The sequence below is a fragment of the Streptomyces sp. cg40 genome (genome assembly GCF_050320165.1).
Classification (GTDB): Bacteria; Actinomycetota; Actinomycetes; order Streptomycetales; family Streptomycetaceae; genus Streptomyces; species Streptomyces hokutonensis.
The window spans coordinates 5,128,935-5,154,791 of sequence record NZ_CP190128.1 but is presented as its reverse complement, the minus strand read 5'-3'; the positions used below and the strand labels follow the sequence as shown (position 1 = coordinate 5,154,791).

The 25,857-nt window shown below is 70.5% G+C and carries 25 protein-coding genes and 1 pseudogene; 12 read left to right on the top strand and 14 right to left on the bottom strand.

The features are described from left to right. The first annotated feature begins 21 nt into the window (after nucleotides 1-21). Together ACQHII_RS22805 and ACQHII_RS22800 are read left to right on the top strand one after the other, a co-directional pair. Nucleotides 22-966, top strand: a complete 945-nt coding sequence (locus ACQHII_RS22805) for an NlpC/P60 family protein (RefSeq protein ID WP_427925390.1) — start codon at nucleotides 22-24, stop codon at nucleotides 964-966. A 166-nt stretch (nucleotides 967-1,132) separates the two neighbouring features. Next, on the top strand, nucleotides 1,133-1,840 hold the full coding sequence (locus tag ACQHII_RS22800) for a phosphatase PAP2 family protein (RefSeq protein ID WP_427921046.1): 708 nt from the start codon (nucleotides 1,133-1,135) through the stop codon (nucleotides 1,838-1,840). Between the two features lie 80 nt (nucleotides 1,841-1,920). Here ACQHII_RS22800 and ACQHII_RS22795 read toward each other — a convergent pair whose 3' ends face one another. Next, complete coding sequence (locus ACQHII_RS22795) at nucleotides 1,921-3,477, bottom strand: FAD-binding oxidoreductase (protein WP_427921045.1); 1,557 nt, start codon at nucleotides 3,475-3,477, stop codon at nucleotides 1,921-1,923. Between the two features lie 395 nt (nucleotides 3,478-3,872). Here ACQHII_RS22795 and ACQHII_RS22790 point away from each other — a divergent pair, with 395 nt between their 5' ends. Together ACQHII_RS22790 and ACQHII_RS22785 are read left to right on the top strand one after the other, a co-directional pair. Next, entirely contained in the window at nucleotides 3,873-4,718 is an 846-nt protein-coding gene (locus tag ACQHII_RS22790; protein ID WP_427921044.1) for a hypothetical protein, read from the top strand. A gap of 105 nt (nucleotides 4,719-4,823) precedes the next feature. Next, the gene (locus tag ACQHII_RS22785; protein ID WP_093628192.1) at nucleotides 4,824-5,003 is read left to right on the top strand and encodes a hypothetical protein; all 180 of its coding nucleotides are present in this window, start codon (nucleotides 4,824-4,826) and stop codon (nucleotides 5,001-5,003) included. Between the two features lie 10 nt (nucleotides 5,004-5,013). Here ACQHII_RS22785 and ACQHII_RS22780 read toward each other — a convergent pair whose 3' ends face one another. Next, nucleotides 5,014-5,367: a metal-sensitive transcriptional regulator gene (locus tag ACQHII_RS22780; protein WP_427925389.1), complete on the bottom strand. Its 354-nt coding sequence runs from the start codon at nucleotides 5,365-5,367 to the stop codon at nucleotides 5,014-5,016. A gap of 206 nt (nucleotides 5,368-5,573) precedes the next feature. Between ACQHII_RS22780 and ACQHII_RS22775 the strand changes: the two genes are divergently transcribed. After that, on the top strand, nucleotides 5,574-6,194 hold the full coding sequence (locus ACQHII_RS22775) for a DUF47 domain-containing protein (RefSeq protein ID WP_026151758.1): 621 nt from the start codon (nucleotides 5,574-5,576) through the stop codon (nucleotides 6,192-6,194). Between the two features lie 7 nt (nucleotides 6,195-6,201). After that, entirely contained in the window at nucleotides 6,202-7,200 is a 999-nt protein-coding gene (locus tag ACQHII_RS22770; protein ID WP_427921043.1) for an inorganic phosphate transporter, read from the top strand. Nucleotides 7,201-7,428: 228 nt separating this feature from the next. Here ACQHII_RS22770 and pstB read toward each other — a convergent pair whose 3' ends face one another. The 4 genes from pstB to pstS form a co-directional block, all read right to left on the bottom strand. Then, nucleotides 7,429-8,205 (bottom strand): phosphate ABC transporter ATP-binding protein PstB, encoded by a 777-nt coding sequence (gene pstB, locus ACQHII_RS22765; protein ID WP_359614765.1) that lies wholly within the window; start codon nucleotides 8,203-8,205, stop codon nucleotides 7,429-7,431. Nucleotides 8,206-8,252: 47 nt separating this feature from the next. Then, a complete protein-coding gene (gene pstA, locus ACQHII_RS22760; protein WP_427921042.1) occupies nucleotides 8,253-9,314 on the bottom strand; it encodes a phosphate ABC transporter permease PstA in 1,062 nt (353 codons plus the stop codon). Continuing rightward, the gene (gene pstC / locus ACQHII_RS22755) at nucleotides 9,311-10,321 is read right to left on the bottom strand and encodes a phosphate ABC transporter permease subunit PstC (protein ID WP_427921041.1); all 1,011 of its coding nucleotides are present in this window, start codon (nucleotides 10,319-10,321) and stop codon (nucleotides 9,311-9,313) included. Before pstC ends, pstA begins: the two co-directional genes overlap by 4 nt. Nucleotides 10,322-10,429: 108 nt before the next feature. Continuing rightward, entirely contained in the window at nucleotides 10,430-11,560 is a 1,131-nt protein-coding gene (gene pstS / locus ACQHII_RS22750; RefSeq protein WP_427921040.1) for a phosphate ABC transporter substrate-binding protein PstS, read from the bottom strand. Nucleotides 11,561-11,935: 375 nt separating this feature from the next. Here pstS and ACQHII_RS22745 point away from each other — a divergent pair, with 375 nt between their 5' ends. Continuing rightward, a complete protein-coding gene (locus tag ACQHII_RS22745) occupies nucleotides 11,936-12,370 on the top strand; it encodes an NUDIX hydrolase (RefSeq protein WP_427921039.1) in 435 nt (144 codons plus the stop codon). 73 nt (nucleotides 12,371-12,443) lie between these two features. On the opposite strand, the gene ACQHII_RS22740 is transcribed toward ACQHII_RS22745, so the two are convergent. The 7 genes and pseudogenes from ACQHII_RS22740 to ACQHII_RS22710 all read right to left on the bottom strand — a co-directional run bounded on the left by ACQHII_RS22740 (nucleotide 12,444) and on the right by ACQHII_RS22710 (nucleotide 20,186). Beyond that, the gene (locus ACQHII_RS22740) at nucleotides 12,444-13,556 is read right to left on the bottom strand and encodes a CHAD domain-containing protein (RefSeq protein ID WP_427921038.1); all 1,113 of its coding nucleotides are present in this window, start codon (nucleotides 13,554-13,556) and stop codon (nucleotides 12,444-12,446) included. Further along, nucleotides 13,537-15,897: an RNA degradosome polyphosphate kinase gene (locus ACQHII_RS22735; protein WP_427921037.1), complete on the bottom strand. Its 2,361-nt coding sequence runs from the start codon at nucleotides 15,895-15,897 to the stop codon at nucleotides 13,537-13,539. Before ACQHII_RS22735 ends, ACQHII_RS22740 begins: the two co-directional genes overlap by 20 nt. Before the next feature lie 139 nt (nucleotides 15,898-16,036). Continuing rightward, the gene (locus ACQHII_RS22730; protein WP_427921036.1) at nucleotides 16,037-16,993 is read right to left on the bottom strand and encodes a hypothetical protein; all 957 of its coding nucleotides are present in this window, start codon (nucleotides 16,991-16,993) and stop codon (nucleotides 16,037-16,039) included. Further along, the gene (locus ACQHII_RS22725; RefSeq protein ID WP_427921035.1) at nucleotides 16,990-17,748 is read right to left on the bottom strand and encodes a hypothetical protein; all 759 of its coding nucleotides are present in this window, start codon (nucleotides 17,746-17,748) and stop codon (nucleotides 16,990-16,992) included. Before ACQHII_RS22725 ends, ACQHII_RS22730 begins: the two co-directional genes overlap by 4 nt. Continuing rightward, the gene (locus ACQHII_RS22720) at nucleotides 17,745-18,767 is read right to left on the bottom strand and encodes an ABC transporter permease (protein WP_427921034.1); all 1,023 of its coding nucleotides are present in this window, start codon (nucleotides 18,765-18,767) and stop codon (nucleotides 17,745-17,747) included. Before ACQHII_RS22720 ends, ACQHII_RS22725 begins: the two co-directional genes overlap by 4 nt. A 538-nt stretch (nucleotides 18,768-19,305) precedes the next feature. After that, nucleotides 19,306-19,803, bottom strand: a pseudogene (locus ACQHII_RS22715) (ATP-binding cassette domain-containing protein); the annotation flags it as partial. Then, nucleotides 19,800-20,186 carry a GntR family transcriptional regulator gene (locus ACQHII_RS22710; protein ID WP_427921033.1) on the bottom strand — a complete coding sequence of 129 codons (387 nt, stop codon included), beginning with the start codon at nucleotides 20,184-20,186 and terminating at the stop codon, nucleotides 19,800-19,802. The pseudogene ACQHII_RS22715 and the gene ACQHII_RS22710, both read right to left, overlap by 4 nt. A 124-nt stretch (nucleotides 20,187-20,310) precedes the next feature. On the opposite strand from ACQHII_RS22710, the gene ACQHII_RS22705 reads away from it, so the two are divergent. The 5 genes from ACQHII_RS22705 to ACQHII_RS22685 are packed head-to-tail and all read left to right on the top strand — an operon-like array spanning nucleotide 20,311 to nucleotide 24,772. Next, a complete protein-coding gene (locus ACQHII_RS22705) occupies nucleotides 20,311-20,853 on the top strand; it encodes an RNA polymerase sigma factor (protein ID WP_019064514.1) in 543 nt (180 codons plus the stop codon). After that, complete coding sequence (locus ACQHII_RS22700) at nucleotides 20,850-21,686, top strand: zf-HC2 domain-containing protein (RefSeq protein WP_427921032.1); 837 nt, start codon at nucleotides 20,850-20,852, stop codon at nucleotides 21,684-21,686. Before ACQHII_RS22705 ends, ACQHII_RS22700 begins: the two co-directional genes overlap by 4 nt. A gap of 46 nt (nucleotides 21,687-21,732) precedes the next feature. Next, nucleotides 21,733-22,593, top strand: a complete 861-nt coding sequence (locus tag ACQHII_RS22695) for an ABC transporter ATP-binding protein (RefSeq protein ID WP_427921031.1) — start codon at nucleotides 21,733-21,735, stop codon at nucleotides 22,591-22,593. Beyond that, nucleotides 22,590-24,116 (top strand): ABC transporter permease, encoded by a 1,527-nt coding sequence (locus ACQHII_RS22690; protein WP_427921030.1) that lies wholly within the window; start codon nucleotides 22,590-22,592, stop codon nucleotides 24,114-24,116. The genes ACQHII_RS22695 and ACQHII_RS22690 overlap by 4 nt, the downstream gene beginning before the upstream one ends. After that, a complete protein-coding gene (locus ACQHII_RS22685; protein ID WP_427921029.1) occupies nucleotides 24,107-24,772 on the top strand; it encodes an ABC transporter in 666 nt (221 codons plus the stop codon). The genes ACQHII_RS22690 and ACQHII_RS22685 overlap by 10 nt, the downstream gene beginning before the upstream one ends. A 9-nt stretch (nucleotides 24,773-24,781) precedes the next feature. Here ACQHII_RS22685 and mshD read toward each other — a convergent pair whose 3' ends face one another. Further along, a complete protein-coding gene (gene mshD / locus ACQHII_RS22680; RefSeq protein WP_427921028.1) occupies nucleotides 24,782-25,711 on the bottom strand; it encodes a mycothiol synthase in 930 nt (309 codons plus the stop codon). Nucleotides 25,712-25,857 lie beyond the last annotated feature (146 nt).

Genomic DNA, 25,857 nt, shown 5'->3' with positions numbered 1-25,857 from the left:
GGGCTCGGGCTCAGCTTCGTGATGCTGCTCGTCGTCGGGGTGTACCTCGTGGCCGGAAACCTCGCGGGCGGAGTCGGCGGAGGCAGCGTCTCGCTCGCCAAGGGCGCGGTGCCGGCGGCCTATTCGTCACTCGTACAGAAGTGGGGCAACCTCTGCTCCGCCCTCAACCCCGCGCTGCTCGCCGCCCAGCTCTACCAGGAGAGCGGCTTCAACCCGAACGCGAAGAGCCCCGCGAAGGCCGAGGGGATAGCGCAGTTCATCCCCGGGACCTGGGCCACGCACGGCATCGACGGCAACGGCGACGGCGTCCGCAACGTATGGGACCCGAACGACGCGATTCCCTCGGCCGCGACCTACGACTGCCAGCTCGCCTCCTATGTGAAGGACGTGCCGGGCAACCAGAGCGAGAACATGCTCGCCTCGTACAACGCGGGCGCGTACGCCGTCATCAAGTACCAGGGTGTGCCGCCGTACGCGGAGACCAGGAACTACGTGAAGACGATCACGTCCCTGGAGCAGAGCTTCGCCGCGCCGGTCAGCCGGGTCGACCCCTCCGAGCAGGCCGCCACCGCCATCAACTACGCCCAGCAGAAGCTCGGCACCCCCTATCTGTGGGGCGGGAACGGCACCGCCGACCAGGGCGGACGCTTCGACTGCTCGGGGCTGACCAAGGCCGCGTTCGAGAGCGCGGGCATCACATTGCCGCGCGTTGCGAACGACCAGTACAACGCGGGACCGCATCCGCAGCGGGCCGAATTGCTGCCGGGAGATCTGGTCTTCTTCTCGGACGACCTCACCAATTCCCGCGCCATCCGGCATGTGGGGATTTATGTCGGTGGCGGATACATGATCGACGCGCCCCGCACGGGCGCTGTGATCCGTTTCGACCCCATTGACACCCCTGATTACTTCGGCGCCACCCGGGTCACCGAAGATGGCGCGAAAGCGCTCCCCACGACGGTGTGAACCGAGCGTGAACCCACCCCCTGAGCTGGGGCGATGAGTCTCTCTTCGATAACGTCTGCGTGATCATTCGGTGGAGTGTGGAACGTATGAAGTGAGGCCGTGCGTTCCTGTTGAGTAATGCGCACGCGAGATGCGCCCGGAACAACGACGAAGGAGCCGCAGCACCATGGCTGTACTCGCCGAATCCGGGTCCAACCCCGACGTCGATCTGCTCTACGACATCAATGGCCTCGCCAAGGACGCGCCGCACTGGTTCGACCGGATCGTGGAGTTCGTCGGCGAGTACGGGCTGCTGATCGCCATGGTGCTGCTCGTGGTCTGGTGCTGGTGGTCCGTGCGGCGGCGCGCGGACGAGGACGCCGCCCAGTCCGTCGCGGCGCTCGTCTGGACTCCGCTGGCCGCGGCGATCGCCGTTCTCGTGAACGTGCCCATCCGCGGGTTCGTGGAGCGGCCCCGACCCTTCCTCGACCACACCGGCATCGATGTCCTCGTCTCCGGGAAGACCGACTACTCCTTCGTGAGTGATCACGCCACGATCACCATGGCGATGGGCGTCGCGCTGTTCGTCGCGAACCGGCGGTTCGGGCTGGTGGGGATCGGGCTCGCGCTGGTGGAGGGGTTCTGCCGGGTCTATATGGGCGTGCACTATCCGACGGACGTGATCGGTGGGTTCGCGCTCGGTACGGCTGTTGCTCTTCTGCTGTCTCCGGTTGCGATGGCTCTGCTGACGCCTGTGCTGAAGGCTGTTGAGGGCTCGCGGTGGGGGGCGTGGCTGGTGCGGTCCGGTGACGCCCGCCGCGCCGCCCGCGACGCGGTGATTCCGGGTGCGCGGACGGAGGCTTCGGGTGCTGAGGAACGGGACCTGGCTGCGTAGGCGCTCCGCTGGAAGGCCGGTTCTTCGTCTGCGGGTGCGTTGTGGCTGGTCGCGCAGTTCCCCGCGCCCCTTTGGGGCGCTTACAGGCCCTGTGGGTATGTGAAGAACCGGTTCGGGTCGTACTGCTTCTTCAAAGTCGTGAGGCGGGTTGCCGCGTCCCCGTAATACGCCTTGCGCCAGTCCGTGAGGGTCGGGTCCGTGTAGTTCTGGTAGGCCGCGCCGGAGGCATATGGCTTCATGGCGGTGTGGAACCTCGTCAGCCAGGACTGCGCGGCTGCGCCTGCCGTGCCGGCCGGCCAGGAGACGAGGTACTGGGCCAGCATGCGGGAGCGGCGGTGCACGAAGGCCGTCGCCGTGGGGGAGACCCTGTTGACCGCGCCGCCCAGGGCGGTCAGCGCGATGTCGCCGTTGCCGCTGACGGCCCGCATCTGCGCGAGCATCGTCTGGATGCCGGCGTCGGAGATCGAGCGGTCGAAGAAGTCGGAGCGGCCGGTGTACGTCTCCCTGGACAGCGCGCCCTGCGGGTTGCGGCCCGGGGTCGTACCCGGGAGGTGGCACTGGGCGTCCGTCGAGAACGACGAGCAGCCCGCGTAGGCGTTCATCGACTCCTCGTACGTGTGCCGCCTGAGCGAGACGCTCGACGCGTTGCCGCCGACGAGGTGGGCCAGCTTGTCGACCGCGTTCTGGAGTTCGTTGTAGGTGCCCAGGGAGAAGGCGGCGACGGAGACCCTGGGGGTGCCGCCGGGGGAGTTCGAGAGGTGGCAGGACGACCAGATCTCGTCGGGCTGGTCGGGGCCCCACTCCTGCCAGGCCTTCACCACGGCCGCGGCCATCGACGACGGCCAGGTCAGATAGCCCGATACGGCCTGGGGCGCGGGGTGGGTCTTGAACTGGAGTTCCGTTACGACGCCGAAGTTGCCGTTGCCCGCGCCGCGCAGCGCCCAGAACAGGTCCTTGTTCTCGCTCGCGTTGGCGATCAGCTGCTTGCCGTCGGCGGTGATCAGGGTGGCCTGGGTGAGGCTGTCGCAGGTCAGGCCGTACGCCCGGGAGACCACGCCGTGGCCGCCGCCGAGGGTGAGGCCGGAGACGCCGACCGTGGGGCAGGAGCCGGCGGGTATCGTCACGCCCTTCGCGGCGAGGCTCCGGTACACGTCGATGAGCTTCGAGCCGGCGCCGACGACCGCGGAGGAACCGCTCGCGCGGATCTTGTTCAGTTTCGACACGTCGACGATCAGGCGGTTGTCGCCGGAGGACCAGCCGGCGTAGGAGTGGCCGCCGTTGCGGATCGCGACCTTGATGTTGTGGGCGCGGGCGTAGGAGAGGACGGAGCGGATGTCGTCGGCGTTCGCGACATAGGCCACCGCGGCCGGCTTCAGGTTGTCGAAGCGGGTGTTGTAGAGCTGGTGGGCCGTCTTCCAGGCGGCGTCGCCGGGGCGGACCAGGGTGCCGTCCAGGTCCCGGGCGAGGGCGGCCCAGTTGGCCGCGGCGGCGGGCAGCCTGCCGGTGCCGGTGGTCTTGGAGGTGTTGGCCATGGTGGACGTGTCACTGCTGCCGATGCCCAGGCTCCTGCCGCTGCATCCGGCCGTGGCCACCGCCGCTGCCGCTGCCGCGCCGCCTATGAACGTACGCCGTTCCATTTCGCCTCCTGTGGGGATTCCGTGAGATGAGATACGCCCGGCGCCCCACAAGTTCTCGCGCTCATGTCACGGGTTAGGAACAGACAGATGCCCCGCCGCGTCCGTTCTGGCCTGGCTTCTCGCCCGTCTCGCGGGTCCGCGCCAGCCGCAGACGCACCGGCCGAAGCAGAAAGGTCCCTGCTCGACGAGTGTCGTGTGGTGTTCGGGATGTACGGGGGGAGCCTCTCGGCCGTCCTGCTGCGCCACTCCGACAACGTTACCGAGGTTCGGTAAAGGGTTCGTATGGCGGCCGGAAGTCGTTGTACCCGGCCCGGATACGCGTGACGGGGCCACCTGCCCGCTCGTTAGGCGGAGCGACAGGGGGCCCGTGACGACGTACCGGGGGTACGGCAGCGATGGAGGAGCGGCAGCGCAGGCGCGCCGGTGGGGCGGTCGTCGCGGCGGGGCTCGTGGCCGGGGTCTGTGCCGGGGCCGGTGGGTGCGGCGCCGGCGACGGGGCGGTCACGGCGGACGCGCGCGGTGGCGGGGACGCGGTCGCGGTGGTGCGGCGGGCGGCCGACATCCTTGTCGCGGCGGGGAGTTCACAGGCCCGTACGTCCATGGAGATGGCCACCGGCGGCACCCGCGTGACCATCCGCGGCGCGGGCGGCTACGACTTCCGCCGTCAACTCGGCCGGTTGACAGTGCAGTTGCCGCAGGACCCGGCCGGGGCCAGTGAGCACCGGCCGATCACCGAACTCCTCGCGCCCGGTGCCCTGTTCATGAAGAACCGGGGGGCCGGAGTGCCCGCCGACAAGTGGGTACGGGTCGACACCGGGACACTGTCCGACGGCAACCTCGTGACCGGCGGGGCCACCGACCCGTATGCCGCCGCCGAGGTGCTGCGCGGGACGACTGCGGCGACGTATCTGGGGAAGACGGAGGTGGCCGGCGCTTCCGTGCGTCACTATCAGGGGGTCGCCGATCTCTCCGTCGCCGCGAGGAGTGCTTCGGCGGGGAACGCGGTCGCTCTGAGGTCGGCGGCGAAAGGGTTCGCCACCGCCCGGGTGCCCTTCGACGTCTACCTTGACGACCTGGGGCGGATCCGCAAGGTCCGGCAGCGGTTCAGCTTCGTCAACGGGCAGCGCCGCAGCACCGTGGCGGTCGCCTCGACGACCTTGCTGTACGACTTCGGCGCCACCGTGGACGTACGGCTTCCGGCGTCGAAGGACATCTATGCCGGGCAGATCGCCGAGAAGTGACCTGAACCGATCGGTGACGAGTCGGTGTGAGAACTAGCCCGTCCGTGCCATGCGCGGTGTGTAGACCGCTCCCTACTCTAGGAAGTCGGTGACGGCAGAGAAGAGGTGACGCACGTGGCTCCGGTCGGCGGTACGGCAGTTCAGGACCACGTGGCACTCGCCGAGATCGAGCTGTGCGGAGACCTGATCATCGCGGCCTCGGCCGCCCAGGACCGGCTCAGCCTGGAGAGCATCGACGAGGTGCTGAAAGTGGCCGAGGAGCGGGACGCCTCCAGCAGGGCCTAGGTACTTGGTACTAGGTGCGGAGCAGTCGGGCGATCGCCTTCGTCGCCTCTTCGACCTTCGCGTCGATCTCCGCGCCGCCCTTGACGGCGGCATCGGCGACGCAGTGCCGCAGGTGCTCCTCCAGGAGTTGCAGCGCGAACGACTGCAGGGCCTTCGTGGAGGCGGACACCTGGGTGAGTATGTCGATGCAGTAGACGTCCTCGTCGACCATGCGCTGGAGTCCGCGGATCTGGCCCTCGATCCGGCGCAGCCGCTTGAGGTGCTCGTCCTTCTGTTTGTGGTAACCGTGCGTCACCGGGCCCGGGGCCGCTTCGAGGGCCGGTCCGGAGGGCGCTGCCGCCGCGTCGGCCCCGGTGGTCGTCATCGCGTGCGTCGCGTCCATCACGTCCTCCAGACATATACCCCTAGTGGGTATATCGTAACGAACTTTGCTGGGTATAGGGCCCTTGGTACGCCCCCGTGCGGATCACTGTGCCTGATGGGCGACACTGGGGGACGGCCCATTAGCCGTGGCCGGATGATGCACTTAGCATCAGCCTGACCGAAACCGATGCATCCCGAGGACCCCTTGTGCGCTTTCGTCTGACCCCCAGGGAGACGAGCTTCTACGACATGTTCGCCGCGTCCGCGGACAACATCGTCACGGGCTCGAAACTCCTCATGGAACTGCTCGGGGCGGACACCGCCGGCCGGGCCGAGATCGCAGAGCGTATGCGGGCCGCTGAACATGCCGGTGACGATGCCACGCACGCGATCTTCCACCAGTTGAACTCCTCCTTCATCACGCCCTTCGACCGCGAGGACATCTACAACCTCGCTTCCTGCCTCGACGACATCATGGACTTCATGGAGGAGGCCGTCGACCTGGTCGTCCTCTACAACGTGGAGGAACTGCCCAAGGGCGTCGAGCAGCAGATCGAGGTACTGGCGCGGGCGGCGGAGCTCACTGCCGAGGCCATGCCGAACCTGCGCACGATGGACAACCTCACCGAGTACTGGATCGAGGTCAACCGGCTGGAGAACCAGGCCGACCAGATCCACCGCAAGCTGCTGGCCATGCTCTTCAACGGCAAGTACGAGGCCATCGAGGTGCTCAAGCTCAAGCAGATCGTGGATGTGCTGGAGGAGGCGGCGGACGCGTTCGAGCACGTGGCGAACACGGTGGAGACCATCGCCGTCAAGGAGTCCTGACCTCTTCATGGACACCTTCGCTCTGGTCGTGACCATTCTGGTCGCGCTCTTTTTCACGTACACGAACGGTTTTCACGACTCCGCGAACGCGATCGCCACGTCCGTCTCGACGCGGGCGCTGACTCCGCGTGCGGCGCTGGCGATGGCCGCGGTGATGAATCTCGCCGGCGCGTTTCTCGGTTCCGGGGTCGCCAAGACGGTGAGTGAGGGGCTGATCGAGACGCCCGAGGGGTCGAAGGGGATGGGGATCCTCTTCGCCGCGCTGATCGGGGCGATCACCTGGAACCTGATCACCTGGTACTTCGGGCTGCCGTCGTCGTCCTCGCACGCGTTGTTCGGCGGGATGGTGGGGGCCGCGCTGGCCGGCGGTACGGATGTCATCTGGCACGGGGTCGTCGACAAGGTCATCGTGCCGATGTTCGTGTCGCCGGTCGTCGGGCTCGTCGCGGGCTATCTGGTGATGACCGCGATCATGTGGATCTTCCGGAAGGCCAATCCGCACAAGGCGAAGCGCGGGTTCCGTATCGCGCAGACCGTCTCCGCGGCGGGCATGGCTCTCGGGCACGGGCTCCAGGACGCGCAGAAGACCATGGGTGTCGTGGTGATGGCCCTGGTGATCTCCGGGCATTCGACCTACGGCGATCCGATTCCGGTGTGGGTGAAGATCGTCTGCGCGCTGATGCTGTCGCTGGGGACGTACGCGGGTGGGTGGCGGATCATGCGGACGCTGGGGCGGAAGATCATCGAGCTGGATCCGCCGCAAGGTTTTGCCGCCGAGACCACCGGTGCGGCGATCATGTTCACCACGGCGTATCTCTTCAAGGCGCCGGTTTCCACCACGCATGTCATCACCTCGGCGATCATGGGTGTGGGGGCGACGAAGCGGGTGAACGCGGTGCGGTGGGGTGTCGCGAAGAACATCGTGCTGGGCTGGTTCATCACGATGCCGGCGGCTGCGCTGGTCGCCGCGTGCTCGTTCTGGGTCGTGAACCTGGCGTTCCTGTAGGGCGCCGTACCAAGGGGCTCCGCCCCCTGGACCCCCGCTTCCCACCCACCCACCCGACTCGGTGGGTCGAGGGGTTGGCGATTCAAGACACCCGAGTCACGTGATGGGTGCGGGTAGGCAGAGAAAACGAACGGGCCCGCCCCCGGGAGCCAGGGGCGGGCCCTTTTCGTCCTCGCGGTGGCACCGCCATGCAGCACCGCGAGGGGTTCTTGAAGAGGAGGTCCGGGTTTAGCCGAAGCGGCCCGAGATGTAGTCCTCCGTGGCCTGGACCGACGGGTTGGAGAAGATGCGCTCCGTGTCGTCGATCTCGATCAGCTTGCCGGGCTGGCCGACCGCCGCGAGGTTGAAGAAGGCCGTACGGTCCGAGACACGGGCCGCCTGCTGCATGTTGTGCGTCACGATGACGATCGTGAAGCGCTCCTTCAGCTCGCCGATCAGGTCCTCGATCGCGAGGGTGGAGATGGGGTCGAGGGCCGAGCAGGGCTCGTCCATCAGGAGCACCTTCGGCTCCACCGCGATCGCCCGCGCGATGCACAGGCGCTGCTGCTGACCACCCGACAGGCCCGAACCGGGCTTGTTCAGGCGGTCCTTGACCTCGTTCCAGAGGTTCGCGCCCTTGAGGGACTTCTCCACGACGTCGCTCAGCTCGCTCTTCTTGTACGAGCCGGCGAGCCGCAGACCCGCCGCCACGTTGTCGAAGATCGACATGGTGGGGAAGGGGTTCGGGCGCTGGAAGACCATGCCGATCTCGCGGCGCACGGACACCGGGTCGATGGCGTTGCCGTAGAGGTCCTCGTCGTCCAGGAGCACCTTGCCCTCGACCCGGCCGCCGGGCGTGACCTCGTGCATACGGTTGAGCGTGCGCAGGAACGTCGACTTGCCGCAGCCGGAGGGGCCGATGAAGGCCGTCACCGTGCGGGGCTCGACCGTCATCGAGATGTCTTCGATTGCCTTGTGGGAGCCGTAGTAGGCGGTGAGCCCACTGACGTCGATTCGCTTGGCCATGACTGCTTCACTTCCAGGTGTTCAGAACGGTCGCTGAGGAGGTCGCGTCAGCGACCGGTCTTGGGGGCCTTCCAGCGGGCGATGCCGCGAGCCACCAGGTTGAGGATCATCACGAAGGCGATCAGCGTGAGGGACGCGGCCCAGGCACGGTCGTAGGCCGCACCGGAGCCCGCGCTCTGCGCGAACTGCTGGTAGATGTACAGCGGCAGCGACGCCTGCGCTCCCGAGAACGGGTCGTTGTTGATGAACGGGTTGCCGAACACCAGCAGCAGGACGGGCGCGGTCTCACCGGCGATGCGTGCCACCGACAGCATGATGCCGGTGGTGATGCCGCCGATAGCCGTCGGAAGGACCACCTTCAGGATCGTGCGCCACTTCGGGATTCCGAGGGCGAGGGAGGCCTCGCGCAGCTCGTTCGGGACGAGCTTGAGCATCTCCTCGGTGGAGCGGACCACGACCGGCATCATCAGGATGGCCAGGGCCAGCGAACCGGCGAAGCCGAAGGGCTGCATGTCCCACATGATCATGAGGGACAGGATGAACAGACCCGCGACGATCGACGGGATGCCCGTCATGACGTCGACGAAGAACGTGATCGCCTTGGAGAGCCTGCCCTGTCCGTACTCGACCAGGTAGATCGCGGTGAGCACACCGATCGGGGCGCCGATCAGGGTGGCGAGGCCGACCTGCTCCAGGCTGCCGATGATGGCGTGGTAGATACCGCCGCCGGGCTCGGTGTCGGCGACCACACCCATCGAGTGGGTCAGGAAGTAGATGTCGAGGACCTTCACACCGCGCGAGATCGTCGTCCACAGGAGGGAGACGAGCGGCACGACGGCGAGGAGGAAGGCGACCCAGACCAGGCTGGTCGCGATGCGGTCCTTGGCCTGGCGGGAGCCCTCGACGCGCGAGGCGATGACGTACGTACCGATCACGAAGAGGATCGCCGCGATCAGGCCCCACTGGATCTTGCTGTCCAGGCTGCCGACCAGTCCGATGAGGACGGCCAGCACGATGGAGCCGCCGGCGATCGCGTACGGCGACCACTTGGGGAGCGTCGCGCCCTGGAGGGTGCTCGCGGGCTTGTCGACTACGGCTGCGTTGCTCATGCGTTGGCCCCCGAGTACTCCGCGCGGCGGGCGATGATGAGCCGGGCCGCACCGTTGACCAGCAGGGTGATGACGAACAGGACCAGACCGGAGGCGATGAGCGCGTCCCGGCCGTCCTGCGTCGCCTCGCTGAACTTGCTGGCGATGTTCTGGGCGAAGGTTCCGCCGCCCGGGTTGAGCAGGCTGGCGTGGATGACGAAGTCCGGGGAGAGCACGGTGGCGACGGCCATCGTCTCGCCGAGCGCGCGGCCGAGGCCGAGCATCGAGGCGGAGATCACGCCGGAGCGGCCGAAGGGGAGCACCGCCATGCGGATGACCTCCCAGCGGGTGGCGCCGAGGGCGAGGGCCGCTTCCTCGATCATCTGCGGGGCCTGGCGGAAGACCTCGCGGCTGACGTTGGTGATGATCGGCAGGATCATGATCGCGAGCAGGATGCCGACGGTGAGCATCGAGCGGGGCGCGCCCTGGTCCCAGGAGAAGATCCCGGTCCAGCCGAAGTAGTCGTTCAGCCAGCCGAAGAGGCCGATCATGTGCGGTACGAGGATCAGGGCGCCCCACAGGCCGTACACGATGGACGGTACGGCGGCCAGCAGGTCGATCACGTAGGAGACCGGGCCGCGGAGCTTGCGCGGGGCGTAGTGCGTGGTGAAGAGCGCGATGGCGACCGCGATCGGGACCGCGATGACCATGGCGATGATCGAGGACACCACCGTGCCGAACGCCAGGACGGCGATGCCGAACTTCGGCGGGACGAGGCTGGTGTTCCACTCGAAGGTGGTGAGGAAGTTCGCGTGGTCCTTGCTGATCGCGAGGGAGGCGCGGTAGGTGAGGAAGACCGCGATGGCGGCCATGATCACCAGCAGCAGGATGCCCGACCCGCGGGAGAGACCGAGGAAGATCCGGTCACCGGGTCGGGTGGCGCCGCGGGCGGTGCGCTTCTGCGCGGCGGCGGAGGGCTCGGGGGTGGGAGGGGGTGCTTCTTCAGGGTTCTTTGTCGATATATCCATCAGGATTCTCCGGTCTGCGGGTCCACACGTGCGGTGTGCGGTCCGTGGCGGCGGTGCACCGGACGGTGCGGCCGGGCCCCTGGAACGGGACCCGGCCGCACACTCGGACTAGCTGATGCTCGCGATGGTGCTGCGAACCTTGGTGATGATCGCGTCGGGGATCGGCGCGTAGTCGATGGTGGAGAGGACCTTCTGGCCGTCCTCGCTGGCGATGTAGGAGAGGAACGCCTTCGTCGCGGGCAGCGTGTCGGCCTTGTTGCCCTTGTCGCAGATGATCTCGTACGTCACCAGGGTGATCGGGTACGCGCCCTCGGCCTTGGTGTTGTAGTCCAGCTTCAGCGTCAGGTCGCTGCCGGTGCCCACGACCTGGGCGGCGGCGATGTCCTTGGTGGCGCTGTCGGTGCTGGGCGCGACCGGGGCGGCGGCACCGGTGTTGATGCTGACGGCCTTGACACCGTCGGCGACGTAGGAGAGCTCGAAGTAGCCGATGGCGCCGGAGGTCTGCTTGACGCCCGCGGCCACACCCGCGGAGCCGGCCGCGGACTGGCCGCCCTTGGCCTGCCAGGCCTTGCCGCCGGAGTACTTCCAGTTGTCCGGGGTGGCGGCGATCAGGTACTTGGTGAAGTTGTCCGTGGTGCCGGACTCGTCCGAGCGGTGGAACGCCTGGATCTTGAGGTCGGGCAGCGTGGCGGACGGGTTCAGCTTCTTGATCGCCGCGTCGTTCCACTTGGTGATCTTGCTGTCGAAGATCTTGGCGAGCGTCGGGGCGTCCAGGACCAGGTTGTCGACACCCGGGACGTTGTAGCCGAGCGCGATCGGGCCGCCGACCATCGGGAGGTCGATGCCCTGGCCGCCGGAGCAGACCTTCTTCGAGGCGGTGACCTCTTCGGGCTTCAGTGCGGAGTCGGAACCGGCGAACGCCAGCTGACCCTGGTTGAAGGAGGTGACACCGGCGCCGGAGCCGCCGCCCTTGTAGTTGATCTGGACGCCACAGGCCTGGCTGAAGTTCTTCACCCAGGCGTCGATCGCGTTCTTCTGCGCGGACGAGCCGTCGGCGAGCAGCTGCTGGCCCTTCTTCGCGCTGCCGCAGATGGCCGAGCTGGCGTTGGTCGTCGACGAGGAGCTGCTGTTCGAGCTGCCGCCGTTGTCGTCCGAGCCGCACGCCGTGAGGGCCAGGGCGCCGGAGACCGCGAGAGCACCGAGGGTGAGGGCCCGCCGGTTCATGCGCTGAAGCTTCACTTGAAAGAATTCCTTCCGAGAGCCGCCGTCCTGAATTCCGGCGGCGTGCGAAGACGTGGGTGACGCGGGTAGCGACCCCCAGGTCGCGGCTCGCATCGCGTAAGGCCGAAATTAGGCAGAACAGGTGAAGGCGCCTATGGGCATAAGTGAACGGAGGGTGAACCCCTGTGGGCGGTGCGGTTAGGTCACGGAACGCTCACGTCGAGGACACGACCCGATTCCGGACTATGCCAGGTGCGACGGCCCCGGAAACGCGTCCACGAGCGGGGGTTCCCCCGGCCGGGTGAGGCGGGTTCTCCCCTTCGCAAGGTAACGCACGGTGAAAGAAGCGGCAGGTCAGAGATCGATCGGCGGCGAAGCGGGCACATAGGGGACATGGGATGTGAATCGCCGGTCCGCGCGGCGGGCTGTGTGCTGTGGCGCCGTTCGCCCGCCGGCCGGGTGGAACTGGCGTTGGTCTACCGGCCCAAGTGGGCCGACTGGTCCTGGCCCAAGGGGAAGCTCAAACGGGGCGAGACCTCCGAGGAGGCGGCCCGGCGCGAGGTGCTGGAGGAGACGGGCCACACGTGCCGCCTCGGGACAGGGCTCCCCTCGGCCCGGTACGTCGACCACCAGGGCCGGCCCAAGGAGGTCCGCTACTGGGCGGCGGAGGCGACCGGCGGGGCGTTCGAGCCCAACGCGGAGGTCAGCGATCTCGTCTGGCTGCCGCCGGACGAGGCCGGTGATCTCCTCACCCGGGACCTGGACCGGAGCATGATCCCCCTCGTACTGATGGCCGTCGGTACGGACGAGGGCCTGAGGGGGCCGTGATGCCGTAGCGGCCGGCCGTGCTCTGTCGGGCGGACTTGAAAGCCCAGGCCGTCAGGGGGGAACGCCCGGGCCGTCAGGCGGTGCCCACCGTCCGCTTCTGCCAGGACTGCTGGAAGGCGAAGCGGGCCGCCTCCACCTCGTGGCGCTGGTCGGCGTGCAGCACCCCGAGCGCGTACGCGGTCGCCGGGGCGATCCGCGGGGTACGGGCCGCCGAGGCCGCCGCGGCGGCGGCCTCCGAGGCGTCTCGGTGCAGATTGAGGGCCTGGCCGGCCGCGAGCAGCCGTACGTCCAGGGGCGGGTCGTCGCCGTGCAGGACCTCGCCGGCGTAGCGGTGCAGGCGCAGCAGCAGGCGGACCTGGTGCCAGGGGCCGTCCTGGGGGTGCGGGGCCGGGTCGGGGGAGAGGCCGTGGATGAGGGCCTCCGCGTTGTACGGGTGCCCGGCGGTGACCAGGGGCAGCGCGGCGACCGCGTCGTTCAGGCGCTCCCCGGCGGCGGCGGCCAGCGGGCGCAGGTCGGCGCCGCCGGCGCTCGGGGTGAGGGGGACCTCGCTGGCCAGTACGGCGACCTTGTCGGCGACCGCGTGGAAGCGGGAGGAGCCGAGGGCCTGGAGGGCGGTGGAGTGGGCCCGGGTCCGGGCCAGGGTGAGCTGGCGCTCCAGCAGGGCGCCCGCCTTGGCCGCGCCCACGGTGAGGTTGCCGCGCTCGGCGGTGGCCGTGGAGGGTGCGGCCGGTCCGGTGCCGCGGCCGCTCGCGGGGGCCGGGACGCCCCGGCCCGCGCCGGTGACCCGGCCGCCCACGGCCGAGGCCGCCGACTGCGCGGGGAACGCGGCCGAGCCCGAGAGCCGGTGCAGCGCGAGCAGCAGCCGCTCCAGCCGGGCCGCGCACGCGTGCTCCAGCGCCAACGTGCCCGACAGCCACGCCAGTTCGGGGCGCATCGCCTCGGACCAGTCGGCGTCCAGGAGCGGCCGGAAGGTGTGCAGGCTGCCGCTGATCCGGCGGGCCGAGTGGCGCAGGGCGCGCGCCGCGTCGACGGACTCCTCCGTGCCGTTCTGGCCGCTGCCGGTCTCCCGGTGCAGTCGCAGTGCCCGGAGGAACTCCGTGGCCTGGCCGCGCAGGTAGCCCGCGAGGGCGTCACCTGTCACGGCCCTGGCCGTGGGATCCGTCGGGTCAAGGTGTTGCTGTGCCACGCCGGCGCCTCCGGGCGTCTATGAGCATCTCCTGGACGTTGCGCAGGGGTTGGCCTTCCGCGTCGGTCGCGTGCCGGGTCCACTCGCCGTCCGGGCCCAGGTGCCAGGAGGAGGTGGTGTCCGACATGCCGGTCTCCAGGAGCCGGCTGATCGTGGCGCGGTGGGCCGGGTCGGTGACCCTGACGAGGGCCTCGATCCGTCGGTCGAGGTTGCGGTGCATCATGTCGGCGCTGCCGATCCACACCTCGGGTTCGCCGCCGTTGCCGAAGACGAAGACGCGGGAGTGTTCGAGGAAGCGGCCGAGGATGGACCGTACGCGGATGTTCTCGGACAGGCCGGGGACGCCGGGCCGCACCGCGCAGATGCCGCGCACCCACACGTCGACCGGGACGCCGGCCTGGGACGCGCGGTAGAGCGCGTCGATGATCGCCTCGTCCACCATCGAGTTGACCTTGATGCGGATGAACGCGGGGCGTCCGGCACGGTGGTGCTGGACCTCCTTGTTGATCCGGGCGATCAGGCCGTCGCGCAGGGACTTGGGGGCGACCAGCAGACGGCGGTAGGTCTCGCGGCGCGAGTATCCGGACAGCCGGTTGAAGAGGTCCGAGAGGTCGGCGCCGACCTGCGGGTCCGCGGTCAGCAGGCCGAGGTCCTCGTACAGGCGGGCCGTCTTCGGGTGGTAGTTGCCGGTGCCGACATGGCTGTAGCGGCGGAGCGTGTCGCCCTCCTGGCGGACCACGAGCGACAGCTTGCAGTGGGTCTTCAGCCCGACCAGGCCGTAGACGACATGGCAGCCCGCCTCCTCCAGCTTGCGCGCCCACTTGATGTTGGCGTGCTCGTCGAAGCGGGCCTTGATCTCGACCAGGACGAGGACCTGCTTGCCGGCCTCGGCGGCCTCTATGAGCGCGTCCACGATCGGGGAGTCGCCCGAAGTGCGGTACAGGGTCTGCTTGATGGCGAGGACGTCGTCGTCGCCGGCCGCCTGCTCCAGGAAGCGCTGCACGGAGGTGGAGAAGGAGTCGTACGGGTGGTGCAGCAGCACGTCCCGGTTGCGCAGGGCGCCGAAGATGTCGGGCGCGGACGCGGTCTCGACCTCGGCGAGGTCGCGCTGGGTGCCCGCGATGAACTTGGGGTACTTCAGCTCGGGCCGGTCCAGCGAACCGATGCGGAAGAGGCCCGTGAGGTCGAGCGGGCCCGGCAGCGGGTAGACCTCGGCCTCGCTGATCTTCAGCTCGCGCACGAGCAGGTCGAGCACCTCGCGGTCGATGGACTCCTCGACCTCCAGGCGCACCGGCGGCCCGAAGCGGCGCCGCATGAGTTCCTTCTCCAGGGCCTGGAGCAGGTTCTCGGCGTCGTCCTCCTCGACTTCGAGGTCCTCGTTGCGGGTCAGCCGGAACGCGTGGTGCTCCAGGATCTCCATGCCCGGGAAGAGCTCCTCCAGGTGGGCGGCGATGACGTCCTCCAGGGGGACGTACCGGCCCGGCGAGGACTCCAGGAAGCGGGAGAGCAGCGGCGGCACCTTGACGCGCGCGAAGTGGCGGTGGCCGGTGACCGGGTTGCGGACGACGACCGCGAGGTTCAGCGAGAGGCCCGAGATGTACGGGAAGGGGTGCGCGGGGTCGACGGCCAGCGGGGTCAGCACGGGGAAGATCTGGTGCCGGAACAGGGTGAAGAGGCGCGCCTGCTCCTTCTCGGTCAGCTCGTTCCAGCGGACCAGGTGGATGCCCTCCTCCGCGAGCGCGGGGGCGACGTCCTCGTGGTAGCAGGCGGCGTGGCGGGCCATCAGCTCGCGCGAGCGGGCCCAGATCATCTCCAGCACCTCGCGCGGCTGGAGGCCGGACGCGGAGCGGGTGGCGACACCGGTGGCGATACGGCGCTTGAGGCCGGCCACCCGGACCATGAAGAACTCGTCCAGGTTGCTGGCGAAGATCGCGAGGAAGTTCGCCCGCTCCAGGAGCGGGGTGTTCGGGTCCTCGGCGAGCTCCAGGACTCTCTCGTTGAACGCGAGCCAGCTCCGCTCCCGGTCCAGGAAGCGGCCCTGCGGGAGCTGAGGCCCGTCGTACGGCGACTCCTCGTACTCGTCGAGGTCGGCGTCGATGTCGGGTTCCAGATCGGAGACCGCCGCCGACACGGTGTGCGGGCGGTGGGCGGCTATGGAGCCCACGGAGGGCTGCGCGTGCTGGACCTGTGCCTGGGCGTTGGGCTGGCTGCTCATGTGCCCATTGTTCCGCGCCACCGGCGATACGGGCGCGTCGGACAGCGCCGGAAGGAGCGGCAGGACGGCCCCGTTGCTCCCGTTCACCTCGGGAGGCGGCGAAGGTTCTGGCACGACGGGCTTCATTGGCCGAGCGTCGCAAGCCCGTCTGAACCAATGGTTACGGCGACATGGCGTGCGGGATATCGCAGGGCGGCTCCCGGACGTCTACGCCACCGGAACGAACGTAACGGATGCCTGGGAGCCGCCGTGAGGCGGGATCCGGTCAGGGGGTGCGGCGGCGCAGCAGGGCGAACGCGGCGGCGGTGGCCAGCGCGGCGACCACGAGGATCAGGGCGGTCTCGGTGAGCTGGAGGGGCCAGAACTGCGAGGAGGGGTGGTACTCGCTGTAGTAGCCGACGATGTCGTGCGCGGCCGGGCAGGCCTTTCCGGCGCCGGTGCACGGGTCGGCGATGTGGGCGCCGGTCGAGGTGACGGCCCCCTCGCCGCCGTGGATGACGCCGGACGGTGCCGCGTAGCCCTCCTTCAGGTCGCCGACGCTGATCCGCCACGGCACGAGGTGCGGGCCCGCCAGACCGATGAGGGTGGCCGCGGTCGCGTTGGCCAGCAGGCCGCCGATCAGGCCGCGTACGGCGCGGCCCGCGATCAGGCCCGCGAGGGCGCCGAGGGCGAGGCCGAGCAGCGGGTACGCGACGGCGATCGGCCCGTTGGCCTCGAAGGTGCCGCTGTCGGACCAGTTCCAGCCCTTCGGCACCTGGTGCGCGTCGAACAGCAGGCGGTGCAGCAGGACGAGCAGGGTGGTGCCCGCGGTGAGCAGGGCGGCCGGGACGGCGAGCTTGGTCAGCAGCCAGCGGGCCGGGCTGACCGACTGGCTCCAGGCGAGTTCCGCGGTGCCGTTCTCCACTTCGCGGCCGATCAGCAGACCGCCCGCCCAGAGGGCGACGAGGACCGGCAGGAAGGTGATCAGGGCCTCGCAGAACCGGTAGGCGAGGTGGTACGTGTCGACCGCGTAGCCCGTGTCGCAGAGGTCGACGGTGCACGGCCGCCGCCACGCGGCGGCGGCCGCGTTCCCTCCCGGGCCGTACGCCCACAGCAGCACCGCCGAGACCGCGGCGACGAAGAGCCCCCAGAAGACCAGGGCGGGCCGGTGCAGCCGCACGACGGCGCGCCAGGCGCGGGCCGGTCTCGGGCGCGCCGTCGGTGCGGTGGCCAGGGCGGTCATACGGCGGCTCCCTTGGTGCTGATACGGCGGCCGAGCAGGGCGTAGGCGGCGGCGAGGGCGAGCGCGGCGAGCAGGAGCAGTGCGGCGGTGGCGCTGAGCTGGACCGGCCAGTAGCGGCGCACGGGCCAGATGGTGTTCCACTCGCGGCCGAAGAAGTAGCGGGCCGTCCAAGCGGTGGCGGCGGCCACGGCCAGTGCGGGCAGCGCGCGGCCGGTCGTGACTCCGGCGAGGGCGCCGACGGCCAGCGCGAAGAGGACCAGGGCGACGGCCATCGGACCGGCCGGGACGAGGACGCGGTCGTAGGACCAGTCGGTGACCAGGACGTCCTGGTCGGCGGTCCAGACCCAGGCGTAGACCAGGCCCAGCAGGGTGGTGCCGGCGGTCGACGGCAGGGCCGCCGAGCCGAGTTGGGCGGTGAGCCAGCGGGCCGGGCTGAGGGACTGGGACCAGGCGAAGCGTGCGGCGCCGTTCTCCAGTTCACGGCCGACGAGGGCGGCGCCCGTCCAGGCGGCGACGGCGACGGAGGTGTAACTGAGCACCTCGCCAAGGAAGTTCATGATGTTGTCGACGTCGGTCATGGCGAAGTACGGGTCGACGGGGTGCCGTGCGGAGGGTGCCCGGAACAGATGCACCCACAGCAGAGCGACCACGGCGAGCAGCACGAACGCCCCCCAGACGATCAGCGCCGGCCGGTGCAGCCGCAGTACGGCCCGCCGCGGGCGGGCGGTGGTGGGGCTCATGGCCAGGGCGGTCATACGGCGGCTGCCTTGCGTGCGGGCGCCGAACCGGTGCGGCGCTTGAGGAGGTGGAAGGCGGCCACGGTGAGGGCGGCGGTGACGGCGAGGATCAGCGCGGTCGAGGTCAACTGGAGTGGCCAGTAGTGGGATTGGGGGTGGTAGTGGCTGTAGTAGCCGACCGCGTCGAGCTTGGCGTAGACGGTCCTGCACTGCCCGTAGGTGATGCTGCCGCAGATGTGGCCGGAGATGTGTGTGCCGGTGGAGGTGACCAGGCCCTGGTCGACGACGATGCCGGAGCCGGCCGGGACGCTGTGCTTGAGGCTGCTGGTCTCGGTGACCGAGGGCCACAGGTGGGGTGTCGCGAGGGCGACGACGCTCCACAGGAAGCCGGTGCTCGCCAGTGAACCGACCAGCGCCCCGAGGGAGTTGTACCGGTACAGCCCCCAGAGGGCGCCGCCGGCCAGCCCGGCCAGGGCCATCGCGGCGGTGGCCGGGCCGTTGGCCGCGTAGGTGCCGATGTCGGTCCAGCCCTTGACGGTGTCGATCCGGCCCTGGCCGCTCGACCAGGCCCAGTGGTGCAGTCCCGCGAGGAGCCCGGAGCCTACGGCGATCAGCACGGCCGGGACGGCGAGCTTCACGGCCAGCCAGCGGGCCGGGGAGACCGCCTGGGTCCAGGCCAACTGCGCGGTGCCGCTTTCGAGTTCGCGGCTGACCAGCGCGGCACCGGACCAGGCGGCGACCAGGAACGGGGCGGCGACGACGGCGATGGTCGTGTAGTTGTACCAGTCCTTGTAGCGGCCGATCGCGGCCGCGTCGTAGGAGCAGCCTTCCGCCCCGCAGGCGTCGTACTGCTTCCAGGCCGCGGCCGAGGCGTCGGTGAGCGGGCCGCCCACCCACAGCAGCAGGCCGCCGACGACCAGCACGAAGGCGATCCAGGAGAGCAGGGCGGGCCGGTGCAGCCGGATCAGCCAGCGCAGCAGATGCGGCGACCGGGCCGGGCGCGAGGCGAGCGCCGGCGGTGTGGCGAGGGCGGTCATGCGGCGGTCTCCGGGGCGTTGGGGGTGGGTGCTTGCTGGAGGCTGGGGGTGAATCTAACCGCTGTGCTGACCGATGAATGGTTAGAAAAGACCCCACACTCCAGAAGGTGCAGGACCGGACGCAAGGCGAGCGCCGGCCGTGTGGCGAGGGCGGTCACGCGACGGTCTCCGGGGTCTTGGTGGTGGGGGCCTGGGGGTTGCGGAGGTAGGAGAGGACCAGCTCCTCCAGGGTGGGCGTGCCGGTCTGCCAGTCGGCGGCGAGCGGGGCCGACGGGCGGATCAGGGCGGTGAGTTGGCGGCCGGTGGTGCGGGACTCGACGACCGTGTGCGCGTCGAGGACGGTGTCGGCGGGCGCGGACACGCGCCGGTGCGCGGCCAGCAGCTCGTCGATCTCGCCGGCGATCCGCACCTGGCCGCCGTCGACCAGCAGCAGGTGGTCGCAGGAGTCCTCCAGCTCGGCCAGCACGTGCGAGGACATCACGATCGTGGTGCCCGACTCGGCGGCCTGCGCCATCAGGAGGCCCATCATCTGGTGCCGGGCCAGCGGGTCCAGGTCGGCCATCGGCTCGTCCAGGAGCAGCAGTTCGGGCCGCTTCGCCAGCGCGAGGGCCAGCGCGACACGGGTGCGCTGGCCGCCGGAGAGGGCCCGGATGCCCGACTTCGGGTTGAGGTCGCCGTCCGCGACGATCCGCTCCGCGACCGAGGCGTCCCAGCGGTCCGTGTTGAGGTCGGCGCCCATGCGCAGCGTCTCGGCGACCGTGAGCTGCGGGTAGAGGGGCTTGTCCTGGGCGACGTAGGAGACCCGCTCGCGGGCCGCGCCCGGACGTCCGCCGAGGACGGTGATCTCGCCCTCGCTGGGGGCCAGCAGTCCCGCGGCCAGGGCGAGGAGCGTGGACTTGCCCGCGCCGTTCGGCCCGACGACCGCGCAGACGCGCCCGGCGGGCAGCCGGAACGCGCAGTCCCGCAGCGCCCAGCCTCCCCGCCGGCCGAACCGCTTGCCCAGCCCGGCGGCCTCTATCGCGGCGGTGCCTGTCATGAGGGTTCTCCTTGGAAGTGCTTCTCGAGTACGGCGGTGAAGAGCGCGTCGACGTCGTCCCGGTCCAGGCCCGCTTCCCTGGCCCGCTCGGCCCAGTCGTCGAGTTCCAGGCGCAGGGGTGAGTCGGCGGGCGTGGTGGTCAGCCCCTTGCGGACGAAGGTGCCCAGGCCCCGGCGGGCCTCGACCAGTCCCTCGCGCTCCAGCTCGCGGTAGGCCTTGAGGACGGTGTTGGGGTTGATGGCGGTGGCCTCGACGACCTCGCGGGCCGTGGGCAGCTTGTCGCCGGGCTCCAGCATGCCCAGGCGCAGCGCCTGCTTGGTCTGCTGGACGATCTGGACATAGGTGGCCACGCCGCTGTGGCGGTCGATGCGGTACTCGACCACTGGGGTTCCACCACCCTTTCACTAATTGAGTAGTGAAAGGGTGGTGCAGAGGGGCTGAGAAAGTCAAGAGAGATCTGTGCGCCGAACCGTGAACCGGTCGGCAGGGCTCGTGCGATGAGGAGATGTGAGCGATACGGGAAGCGACGGGGAGCTGCTGCGGGCCATCGCGGCGGACGGCGACCGGCGCGCGTTCGAGGAGCTGTACCGGCGGTACGCGCCATGGCTGACCGCGCGGCTGCGCGGCCGGTGCGCCGACGCCGGGATGGTCGACGACGTCGTACAGGAGACGTTTCTCGCGGTGTGGCGGGGCAGTGCCCGCTACCGCGAGGACGGCGACGTGGCCGGGTGGCTGTGGCGGATCGGGTCGCGGCGGCTGATCGACGTGCTGCGCGGCGACGGCGCGCGCGGCCGGATGCGGCAGGCGCTGGCGCGGCTGCGGCACCGGGACGAGGCGTCGGCGGAGGAACGCGTGCTCGCGGGGGTGGAGCACGGGGACCTCGCCGGCGCGCTCGTCCGGCTCTCGCCGGAGCTGCGGGCGGTCCTCCAGGCCACCGTGATCGACGGGCTGACCACCCGGGAGGCGGCCGTCCTGCTGGGCATCCCGGCCGGCACGGTCAAGACACGGGCCATGCGGGCCCGTAAGCAACTGCGGGAGGAGCTGGCATGACCTGGCACGTGGCCGAAGACGACGTACGCGCCTATGCGCGGGGCGAGTTGGCACCGCCCATGCTCTGGTCCGCCGACACCCACATCGCGCAGTGCGCCGAGTGCCGGGACCTGTTGGCCTCCGTCACCGACCCCGTCGCGCTCGACGCGGGCTGGGAGCGCCTCGACGCCGAACTCGACGCCCCCAGAAGGGGGTTGGTGGAGTCGCTGCTCGTGCGGATCGGTGTCGCCGACCACACGGCACGGCTGCTGGCGGCCACGCCGGTGCTGCGCCGCTCGTGGCTCGGCGCGGTCGTCGCGCTGCTGGTGATGACCGTGCTCGTCACCAACTCCCTGAAGGCCGCGGCCTCCCCGACCCTCTTCCTGGGCCTGGCCCCGCTGCTGCCGCTCGCGGGGGTGGCGCTGTCCTTCGGCCCGAAGTCCGACCCGACGTACGAGATGACCGTCGTCGCCCCGCTGCACGGCTTCCGGCTTCTGATGATCCGCACGGTCGCCGTCCTGACCGCCGGCCTCGGCCTCAACCTCCTGGCGTCACTGGCCCTGCCCGGCTACGGCCTGGCCGCCCTCGCCTGGCTGCTGCCCGCGCTGGCCCTGACCACGACGGGCCTCGCCCTGACCCCCCGCCTCGGCCCGGTCCTCGCACCGTCCCTGGTCGGCGGCGGCTGGGTGCTGTTCCTGCTGGCCGCCTACGAACGGCACTCCGGGACACTCGCGCCCTTCACCCCGGCCGGACAGGGAGTGGCCGCGGCGGTGGCCGCACTCGCCGCCGGACTCCTCTACCTGCTGCGGGACCGCTTCGACACCCGCCCGGCCGCCTTCGGGCCCCTCATCTGAATCGCACGCGTTCCGCGTCTCTCGAACCCTGACTGGAGTTCCGTACATGACCACCACCGTCTCCGCGGCCGGGCTCAGCCTGCGCTACGGCTCGACGCACGCCCTCGACGACGTGTCGCTGCGGCTCGGCGAGGGCGTCACCGGGCTGCTCGGCCCCAACGGGGCAGGAAAGACCACCCTGTTGAGGGTGCTCGCCACCGCGCTGCCCGCCGACTCGGGCGCGTTCACCGTGCTCGGCCACGACCCGGGCACCACGGCCGGACGCCAGGAGGTGCGGCGCGTCCTCGGCTATCTGCCGCAGACGCCCGGCTTCCACCCGGACTTCACCGCCTTCGAGTTCGTCGACTACGTCGCGATCCTCAAGGAACTCACCGACCGCGAGGGACGCCACCGCGAGGTGCGACGGGTACTCGCGGAGGTCGACCTCTCCGACGTGCGCGGCAAGCGCATCAAGAAGCTGTCCGGCGGCATGCGGCAGCGCGTCGCGCTCGCGGCGGCCCTCGTGGGCGACCCGGGCTTCCTCGTCCTCGACGAACCGACCGTCGGCCTCGACCCCGAACAGCGCATGCGCTTCCGGGAGTTGATCGCCCGGGCGGGCGAGGGCCGCACGGTCCTGCTCTCCACCCACCAGACCGAGGACGTCGCGATGCTCTGCAACCGCGTCGTCGTCATGGCCGCCGGCACCGTCCGCTTCGACGGCACCCCGGCCGAACTCACCGCACGGGCCGCAGGCCGGGTGTGGAGCGGCACGGAACGCGACCCCGCCGCGATGGCGGGCTGGCGCACCGGCCTCGGTGCCTTCCGCAACGTCGGCGACCCGCCCCCCGGCGCTGAACTCGTCGAACCCACCCTGGAGGACGGCTACTTGATCGCCCTCGACGGCATGGCCGCGGAGGTGGCGGCATGAGCGCCGTACTGGAGAAGGCACCCACGGCCGAACGCGCCGACGAGCAACGACGTTCCTGGGCAGCGGTGTTGGCGCTGGCCCTCTTCGAGGCGCGCAAACTGCTGCTCCGCCTCCCGGTGTTGGGCATGTTCGCCCTCTACGCCGCCTGGATCGGCTGGACCATGCGCGACGCCTGGACCACCTACCCCGCCCTCCAGGACATCGACCGCTCCACCCAGACCGGCCCGCTGCTGCCCGCCCTGGCCGTCCTGCTCTGCGCCAACCAGGCCGTGCTCCGCTCCCGACGCCAGGACACCGACCGCCACTTCGACGTGCTCGTCCTCGAACCCTGGCGCCGTACCGTCGCGTTCGTGCTGTCCGTCGTACCGGCCGTCCTGCTCACCGCGCTGCTGGTGGCCGCGCAGTTCACCTGGGGCGTGCTCGCACCCGGCTCGGTCGGCAACGGCTCGGTGGGCGAACTGCTCGTCGGACCGCTCACGGTGCTGCTCGCCGGATCGGCCGGAGTACTGCTGGCCCGGGTCGTGAAGTCGCCGTTCGCGGCACCGATGCTCCTGGTGCTGGCCTTCTTCTCGACCCTCTTCCTCGGAGCGGTCCCGGGCGACTCCAACGGCAGCGCGACGAGGTGGCTGGTCCCGGTCATCGGCGACGCGAGCAGCAAGACGCTCCCCTCCGACCTGCTGGGCCGCCCGGCCGTCTGGCACGCCCTCTACCTGTTCGGCTTCGCGCTGACCCTGGCGCTGGCGGCGGTCCTGGTCAACGGCGGCCGTACGAAGACCGTGGCGGCGGCACTCGTGGTGGCGGTGGGCCTCGGCACCTGGGGCGCGGTGGGCCAGGCGGCCAAGGTGTCCAGGGCGACCACCGACGCCCGCGTGCTGGCCACCCTCAACCCGGCGAAGGTCCAGTCCTGCGCCCGGCACGGCAACTCCACGTACTGCGCGTTCCCCGAGTGGCTGCCCCGCACCGGCACCTGGGCGGAGGTCGCCGACCACGTCCAGTCCCTGACCGGCGGCACCGCCGCCCAGGAGAAGCTGCTCGTACGGCAGCGCGTCGACGCCCGCTACGGCATGGACGGCGACGGCGCGATCGAACCGTCCACCACGCCCTACCAGGTGACCGTCGGCACGCGCTGGGGCGGCCCCCGCGTACCGGAGTTCGCCGCGGCGGTCTCCTCCGTGCTGGTCATGGGCAGCGAGAAGGCGACCGAATCCCTCTGCGACGGCCGCATGGTCACCATCATGTGGCTGGCCCTCGGCTGGCAGCCCGACCCGGTGACCCAACTGCGCGCGGTCCGGCTGGACGACAGCGCGAGCGGCTCCGCGATCGTGCTCTCGCCGACCAACCCGATGTCGATGACGGCCGAACAGACCACGGTCGTCAGGGAGTTGCTCGCGGCCGGCAAGACCACGATCGCCCCCAAGGTGAAGGCGCACTGGGCGGAGCTGACGGCACCCAAGGTGACCACGGCGAAGGTGGCCGAGCTGCTGGGCGTCAAGGCACCGGCGGGAGCGGACAAGTGCGAGTGACCACAAGGGTGTTGGGGCAGCTGGCGCGCCCGGTGCTGCGCACCCTGCCCCGGCGGGCCCTCGGCGCGGGCGCCGGTGCGGGACTGCTGCTGGCCGCGCTCCCGCGCCTCACCTCGGCCGACTTCGACCCGAAGTCCGCACTCCTCCTGCTGCGCGGCGCCGTGCTCGCCTTCGCCGTGGGCCTGACGTTCCTCCTGGACGATCCGGCCCGGCAGGTGACGGCGGCGGTCCCGACCCGCCGCATGCTCCGCACCGCCCTGCGCACCGCACTGGTCGCCCCGCTCGCCGCGCTGTGGTGGACCGCCGCCGTACTGCTGATACCGGCGCAGGCACGGCCCCCGGTCGGCGACACCACCCTGGAGGCGGCCGCCGCCGCGGTCGTGGCCCTCGCGGCCTCGGCCGCCGCGATCCGCCTCACCGACGAGGCGGAGCCGGGTCAGCGGCTCGCGATCGCGCTCGTCGCCACGTCCATGGCGGCGGCCCTGCTGCTGCCGCAGGAGTGGGGCCTGTTCGCCATGCCGAAGAACAAGTGGTGGGCGGTGGGCCACGACCACTGGGCGTTCGTCCTGGCGGGCGCGGCCCTGGTGTGGGCGGCGTGCGGTCCGGAGCCGGTACGGCGCAGGCGGTTGCGGCTCACCCTTTCGCAACCGAGCTGACTCGGCCGTTCACGACTCCGACCGGTACATCAAGTCCGTCTCGTACGTCGTGAACCCGAGCCGCTCGTACACCGACACCGCCGCCTTGTTGTCCGCGTCGACGTACAGCATCGCTGTCGGCAACCCCTGCGCGGCCAGGTGCCGCAGGCCGATCGTCGTCAGGGCCCTGCCCAGCCCGCCGCCCTGCGCGCCGGGCAGGACCCCGACGACGTAGACCTCGCCCCGCTGCTCCTCCGCGTGGACCTTCGTCCAGTGGAAGCCGACGAGTTCGCCGGCGCGTTCGGCGAGGAAGAAGCCCTCGGGGTCGAACCAGGCCTCGGCCTTGCGGTCGTCGAGGTCCCGCTGGGTGAGGGAGCCCTGCTCGGGGTGGTGGGCGAAGGCCGCGGCGTTGACGGCGAGCCAGGCCGCGTCGTCGGCGCCGGGGACGAAGGTCCGTACCGTGACGCCCGCCGGGAGGACCGGCTCGGGCAGCTCCAGATCCGCCAACGACCGCCGCAGCTGGCGCAGTTCGCGGAAGAGGGCGAGCCCGAGGACCTGGGCGAGATGGCGCGCGGCGGGGTGCCCGCCGTGCGCCCAGACCCGTAGCCGCTTGCCCGAAGCGGCCAGCAGCGTCGAGCCGAGCGCCCGCCCGTGCCCGTGCCCCCGCTCCGAGGGGCGGACGAGGAGCTCCGCGGCCGGTGCCTCCACCGGGTCGGTGTCCTCCAACTGCCCGTAGCCGACGAGCTCTTCGCCCAGGGTGAGCAGCAGGTGCGAGACCCCGGGCCGCGCGCCGCCGCGCAGCTGGAGCCGCCCCTGCTCGGACACCGCGGGCTGCCCGTCGGTCCTGGCGGCCTCGGCGATCAGCGCGAGGACGGCCCCGGCCTGGTCCGGGGTGAGCTCGGAATAGGTCTCGATGGAGCGGGAGATGGGCGCGGGCCGTGCGGTGTCGTCGCTGGTCATGGCCTCAGGGTAAGCGGACCCACCAGCAAAGTGGCGGCAAAGAAGAAACCAGGATGTAACCAAGAACCCCCTGTCACGCTACGCGCGTTGACCCTAGGCTGCGCCGGAACGTGGTGACTTCTCAGCCGACTCACAGTGCCGACTCA